The 1,760-nt window shown below is 56.5% G+C and carries 1 protein-coding gene; it reads right to left on the bottom strand.

The window, feature by feature from the left end; all coding sequences use genetic code 11:
- Window positions 1–356: 356 nt before the first annotated feature.
- Window positions 357–1,598, bottom strand: coding sequence for a PP2C family protein-serine/threonine phosphatase (locus LCE31_RS39390; RefSeq protein WP_225023084.1), 1,242 nt, complete (start codon window positions 1,596–1,598; stop codon window positions 357–359).
- Window positions 1,599–1,760 lie beyond the last annotated feature (162 nt).

Here is a 1,760-nt window from a genome sequence, read left to right as displayed (position 1 = left end):
ACTACACGGCATTGAGGCTAGTCCGCGACCGCTGGGGCATCGAAGTCCTGCACCACGTCCGCGACACCACCTTCGCCGAGGACGCCTCCCAACTGCGAACCGGCAACGCGCCCCGCGCCGTGGCCACCTGGCACAACCTGGCCGTCGGCGCCATGAAGCTGACCGGCGTCACCAACCCCGCGGCAAACCTGCGAGGCAACGCCCGCGACCCCCGACGCCTTCTCGCCATCCTCAGCCTTGAATGGCCGCAAACCGGACACATCCCCACCACGCCGGAGCCCTGCATACCCAGCACAGGCAAAGATGCGACACTTTCCAAAAAATACCCCCTGAGCGGGTCAAGCTGGCCAGGATATTCACTTCAGTCGGGCGAGCAAAAAGCAGACGTCGTCGCGTTGGCCAATAGGATTAGCCATTCGGGAGAGGAGTGTGTCAGCGAGTTCGTCAAGTTGCCGACCAACGAGGTTTCGCGCCGTCGCCGCCAGTCTGGCCAGCCCCACGTCGATATCCTCTCCTCGTCGCTCTACCAATCCGTCCGTGTACAAAATCAGTAAGTCGCCAGACGTGTACGGCGTGATGTTCTGAGAACTATAGGTGTGCCCGGCTCTAGTAGCTAGCGGTGGATCATTGGGCTCATGCAAATAAATAGACGTGCCGTCGGAATGCATGAGCAGCGGTGGAAGATGACCAGCTGCACTGTGAATCAGTATCTGGCTTTTAGGGATAACTTGACATGCGATCGTAGTGGTGGCCACTGCATCCTCTTGATGTTGCGCATAGAGGTCCAGCGTTTCCAGGGCGCTTGCGGGCCCACCACCGGTTCGAATGGCGGCGTTCAGTACACTACGCAACATGCCCATCATGCTTGCGGCTGCCAGTCCGTGGCCTACCACGTCTCCTACCATCAACGCCAGGGAGCCGTCGGGTACATTCGCCACATCATACCAGTCACCGCAGGCATTCAGGCCATGCGCCGCTGGTTGGTAGCGGACTACAACGTTTGAATGACTTTCTAGATCCGGAGTAGTGAGCATGGCTTGCTGAAATGCAAGAGCCGTCGCATGAGCGCTCGCCACAGACTGCTGCAGATGGTCAACCGACCGTTGCATTTCATGCGCATATGTGAACAGTCCGGAAATGGACTCACGCCCCATGGGCAAGGAAGAATTACCGCGTTGCTCGAAATGGCCAAAGATGCTCACATCCTCGACTCGACGGATGATCAATCGCACCCGACCATCATCATCAAGAATAGGTTGATTTGTAACATTCCACCAGCGTGGTTCCAAATCCTCAGATCTACCATTTCGCGGGATTGGGTAATAGTGCAGCATCATCGTGCTGGGCCGACCAGAAATTACTGCCGCTTCAAGCGTTTGGCGTTGTGCTCGCGCTCTGTGGTCATCCTCGAGATACGGATCGGGCGGGAAAACATCGAAGTACTCCCGCCCGACCAGCTCTTGTCGGCGACGGCCGGTGACCCTCAAGTACGCGTCGTTGGCAGTGACGATTTGAAATTTTTGATCCAAGATGGCGAGAGCCACTGGAGCGGCCTTGAACAGCGAAGCATAGTCGAGGTTACCAATCGTCGATTCCATATTAGTTCTCCCGTTGAATTTTCTCGTTTTACGGCTCGCCCGCCCTTAATTGTTCGGCGGTATATTTATCTTCCAATACAAACCAAGGTGGCGCATCCCGTGTTGGCCAGTAGAAGGAGATTGATCACACGAATGGCCCTATTGAGTCTCTTTCGTCCTGAG

Origin of the sequence: Streptomyces sp. 8L, assembly GCF_020176795.1 — a bacterium.
Lineage (GTDB): Bacteria > Actinomycetota > Actinomycetes > Streptomycetales > Streptomycetaceae > Streptomyces.
This window is presented reverse-complemented; position numbering and strand designations above follow the sequence as displayed.